This is a genomic window from Deltaproteobacteria bacterium (assembly GCA_023382265.1).
In the GTDB taxonomy this organism is placed as follows: domain Bacteria; phylum JAMCPX01; class JAMCPX01; order JAMCPX01; family JAMCPX01; genus JAMCPX01.
On the sequence record JAMCPX010000009.1, the window covers coordinates 1 to 5,023 of the forward strand.

Sequence of the window (5,023 nt, forward strand, 5' to 3'; positions counted from 1 at the left end):
AAACGATGAAAGCCTTACGTATACGTAAAAGAACCCCATAATCCGAATAAACCTGAGCTGGCGGTTGGAAATGGTAACATCATTAAACGCACGCCTGTTGTAATAATCAAAATGAGAATAATCTTTTTCTATAACATACTCTTTTTTGTTCGACATAAACTCGTAGAGATCGGTGCCCGGTAAAGGCTGGGTGAGATTGAATGTTACCTCGTCGGATTTAATCTCCTTTGCAAATTTGATAGTGGAGATTACTTCCTGCCGCGTCTCGCCAGGCGCTCCGAGCATAAAAAACACCAGTGTTTTTACGCCGGCGCTGTGTGCCATACCGACGAGCTTGCGCACCTGTTCAGGGACAATGCCTTTTTTATAGACATCGCTCAATATCCTGATCGTGCCGGACTCCCCTCCAATTTGTATCTTCCTCAGGCCTGCCTTGTGCATGCGCAGGAGGAGCTCCCTGTCAATGGTATCCGCCCTTGTGTTGCATCCCCAGATAAGACCTGTATTTGCCTTTATAAGCAGATCCGTAAACTCAATGACCCATTTTTTATCTATCGTTAGCGTGTCATCCTGAAAGATAAATGCCTGGATACCGAGCGTTTCCTTCAAGGATAGGATCTCATCAACAACGTTCTGTGGTGACCGGTATCTGAGCCTGGTACCGAACAATCTCCTCAGTGTGGGCTGGCAGTATGTGCAATGGAAAGGACATCCTCTGCTCCCAATAATGTTCGTTCCCTTTTTATAGCCCTCGGTAACATCCATAAAATGCCAGTATTGCATGTATCGCTCATTCTCTATAAATGAGCGGTTGGGAAACGGAATTGCATCAAGGCTTTGCGATAAATTAAGCTCGTTTGACTTATATATATCCGCACCATTTTTAACCCATGCCCCCTTAACAGGTTTTAAATCAGGAAGGTTCTTTATAATCTCCAATGAAGCAAGTTCACCTTCCCCAATCACAAGGGCATCCACGAAGGGTATCACCGTTTCGGGTAGTATCGTTGTATGGGGACCTCCTGCAATGACGTACTTGCCAAGGGATTTTGCCATGTCAGCTATCCTGATTGCATCATTGAACATAAGGGTATCGATAAATATGCCTACGATATCGGTAGGAAAATTAATGATCCGCTTGAACACATAATCATAACTTTTATGAAAGGTCGTATCTATGATCTGGACTTCGGCGTTGAGGTGTTTTTTGAGATAGGTAGCAATGTACATTACACCAAGCGGCGGATCGCCGGACGTATATTTCATTCTTGGAAAAACTATTGAGATACCATAATGGTCAGGCATGGCGTTTGCTTATAGTCTCATGGTTTCTGAGATTGGGAATATTGTTCTACATTTTATCATTCGTTTGTCCGAATCCAACCAATTCGCGGACGATATATAATGGCCTTTTCTTTACCTCATTATAAATTCTTCCTATATATTCTCCGAGGACACCGATGGTAAAAAGCTGGACTCCGCCCAAGAATAAAATGACGACGAGAAGGGAAGCATAACCTGAAACATGGTACCCATAGACCAAGTTACGTATTACAATAAGTACAGCATCAATAAATGCAAAAAGCATAATCAAAAGCCCAAAAACAGTTGCAAATTGAAGCGGGAGATTACTGAAAGATGTTATGCCGGAGAGGGCAAGGTTCCAAAGTTTCCTGTATCCTTGTTTTGGCTTTCCCGCATTCCTCTTGTGACGCTTGTAAAAAATAGCTGTTTGCCGGTAACCAATCCATTGGAATAATCCTTGCATCAGGCGATTTTGCTCCTTCAGCTTTTTGAGCGTTTCTACTGCCGTTCTGTTGAGCAGGCGGAAATCTCCAGTATCTTTTGGAATGTTAATGTCGACGAGTTTCGCAATGACCCTATAAAAGAGGAAGGATGACCCCCGTTTGAACCATCCCTCTCCCTCCCTGAGTCGTCGCGTTGCATAAACAATGTCGTAGCCTTCTTTCCATTTTTCCATAAGCTTGGGTATAAGCTCTGGAGGGTCCTGCAAGTCGGCATCGATAGGGATCACTGCCTCGCCTGCAGAGAAATCAATGCCGGCGGTCAGGGCAGCTTGTTTGCCAAAGTTTCTTGAAAAATTTATAATCTTGACATTGTGGTCTTTTTTATTCAATTTCAATAATTCGTCTAACGTCGTATCGGTTGAGGCATCATTTATGCAGATAATTTCATACGTCACGTTGATCTCATCAAGCACTCTTTTTACCCTTGAATAAAATTCCGGGATGTTTTCAGCTTCATTATGCATGGGTGCTACGATGGATATCGTTAAACCTTTTTCTGTGTGGGACTCTGTCAAATGTTTTACCTCCTTGCTCTTATTACCATTATTCTCCTGCAACTGCAAGGCATCAAAAACAGGTCTGTTATGATCAACTGCGATATTACTCAGGACATCTATAATTGGTAGAAGAACCGTCATCTCTTAACAAGAAATAAGACAACACTAAACTTATCAGACCTGTTATTGTAAGAATTAATCCGATAAGAAAACTCAGGGGTTTGTATTCTAAGATCACAGTATGATCCCCTTGAGTAAGGAATATTCCGTCAAATGCATAATCAGTCCTGATTATTTTTGATTCCTGATTATCCACGTATGCTTTCCATCCCGGAAAGAAAGTATTGCTAATTACCAATAAGCCAGGTGATGATGTGTTGACTTTCATTTTAATATATGATGGTTCATAGCTGACGAACTTGACTTCAGCATGTGTATTTATTCCAGAGTTAGTCGTCGTAAAAGATGCATGTTTAATGTCACGATTCATAATAATAGCAAGGTTATGAAGTTGCGCAGAAAGATTATTTGTAAGCTCGAGAAATTCGTTATCATTATTTGCCACTTTGTAATCATAAACCATAAAGGCCCTGTCGAAGGCAGATAAGTTTTTATAGAGAATAAAACCTTTATCTTTAACTACAGGCTCCAAATGAAGACTTATAGAAGGTGCTGTATCATTTTGATTAAGCACGATATATTTTACATTTACGAGATTTAGAAAATCTGGAAGCGACATTGTTTTAAAAAGAAGCTCATACCATTTTACACCTAACGCATCGTAGTTTCTTATATCTTCTATTCCATAATAGGTAGTTATATCAGGTGGCCATGCTGGTTTATAATCAGGATTCATACTCAATGGAAAAGCCCTGAATGGAGGGGGCTGCTGCTGTAAGGTTTTCATAATCCTGTTTTGCGGATACAGGTATGCAAGATTTGTAGGTGCTTCGTACCGTATAAAGGGGAGTGCAGTTTGTGAAAAAACCAGTATTAAAAGAAGATAAAATTGTAAATTTACTTCATGTATTTTTAATACAAGTACTGTCATGAACAGAAATAATAACGTTATACCCAAGTCAGCTGCTGTATAAACATATAGCTGCCTTAAGATAGAAGCGTCCGCAGTTTTATTGATATAGAGAATATACAAGATCAGTAACAATATTGTAACAAATAAAATCATGAGCAGTGAAGATTTTACAGAATCAATGCTAAAACAATTTTCAAAACACTTATTCAACCAAATTACTCCAATCAGTATAATAAAAATATTTGAGCACCCAAACAGAGTCAAGGAATTACTTATATGAAATAAAGGGAAAAAAGTTATAAGATGGTGAAGTAGGGGCACATTAAATGTCAGGCTTCCAATATATACTAAGATTATTATAAAAATGAGGATGTAATTGTTTTTATGAAAGTTGGCTAATCCCGTTATAAAAAATAAAAAAATTGTTATACCGATGTATCCAGTGGCTCCGATTAACAAAAATAAACCAAACACAAAAGAAATAGGTATTTTAAATAAATAACCAAAAAAATTAGGCACTATACCGAGGAATAGGGCAGAAGGTGGCAGGTTAGTAGTGTGAAGAGCGTACGATCTTTCCAAATGAGTGTAACTTAAAGAAAGGTATTGCAGAAACGGAAGCCACTGAATTGCAGATATTAAGATGGCAACAAATACAAAAAGAGTTGTTTTTGTAATTATATTCTTTATACGTACCCTGCTTCTGTTCTGAAATAATCTTATGAAAAAATAAAGAATAAGAATCGATGCTCTGAAAAACAACGATTCCGGATGTCCGCCAAAGACAGCTATCGTTGAACCTATTGATAATAATAGATATCCCGCAATATTTTCTGGTGCATCAAGAATTAATTCAGTCGCTAACATTCCAAGAGGTAGATAAAATGCAAGATTTACTTGTGGCCAATAGAGAAAAATCATGTTGAATCCGGCGTACATAAAAGCGCATGAACCTATCACAGCAGCTTTATGCTTTATTCCTATTTTACGTTCAAATAGATACATAAAAATACCAGCAAAATACAGTTTAAAGAAATACAGGAAAAACAATCCCCATTTTAATCCAAACAAATAAGGGAAAATATTAAGCGGGTAAAAAAAAGCGACTTGCATATCAGCGATGGCAGGTGCGCCGCATCCAATGTCGGGGTACCACAAAGGTACATGACCTTGTTTAAGAGATGCTATATTAAAATGGAGTCCAGGGATTAAACTAAAGACTACATCAAACATAGCTTTGTTTGCCGGATAGGCAGGCAAATTATCCACCCTAAAAAAGGGATATGTTTGTAGAATATCGCTTGGGACCTGAATTTTATTTGTAAAAATAGGCTGATAAAAAAATATTATCAACGACACGATCAGGAAAAAGTTGGCCTGAATAAATTTCTTATCTTTTACTAAATGCATAATTATATTTGTTTATACGTTTACTCTACTATTCGCTTAAATCAAAGAAAAATGACTATATTTATATTCTTTAACCTTATTGTATACTTTTTAAACTAAAGTAAGTCAATTTCCGTTTACAATAGAAAGACGTAGTAGTGAGTAAAGCGTAAAAAAAATGTCCAATAGAATGGATATTTAATCTCTTGTTGAATTCTCAGTTCAGATCGGGTAAGTGATACATCGGTATAACAATTTTTTTATTTTTTATAACGGGATTAGCCAACTTTCATAAA

The 5,023-nt window shown here is 37.8% G+C and carries 3 protein-coding genes; all 3 read right to left on the reverse strand.

Translation table 11 applies throughout. The annotated features are described in order from the left end of the window. On the reverse strand, nt 1-1,305 hold a 1,305-nt coding region (locus tag M1381_02085; protein MCL4477878.1), incomplete at its 3' end, for a B12-binding domain-containing radical SAM protein. A gap of 46 nt (nt 1,306-1,351) precedes the next feature. Continuing rightward, nucleotides 1,352-2,272: a glycosyltransferase family 2 protein gene (locus M1381_02090; protein ID MCL4477879.1), complete on the reverse strand. Its 921-nt coding sequence runs from the start codon at nt 2,270-2,272 to the stop codon at nt 1,352-1,354. Nucleotides 2,273-2,408: 136 nt separating this feature from the next. Beyond that, nucleotides 2,409-3,212 carry a YfhO family protein gene (locus M1381_02095; GenBank protein MCL4477880.1) on the reverse strand — a complete coding sequence of 268 codons (804 nt, stop codon included), beginning with the start codon at nt 3,210-3,212 and terminating at the stop codon, nt 2,409-2,411. Nucleotides 3,213-5,023 lie beyond the last annotated feature (1,811 nt).

Coding starts and splice junctions, on each gene's coding strand:
- M1381_02090 (MCL4477879.1), bottom strand. CDS start 2,272: ATGCATAATGAAGCTGAAAACATCCCGGAATTTTATTCAAGGGTAAAA.
- M1381_02095 (MCL4477880.1), bottom strand. CDS start 3,212: ATGAAAACCTTACAGCAGCAGCCCCCTCCATTCAGGGCTTTTCCATTG.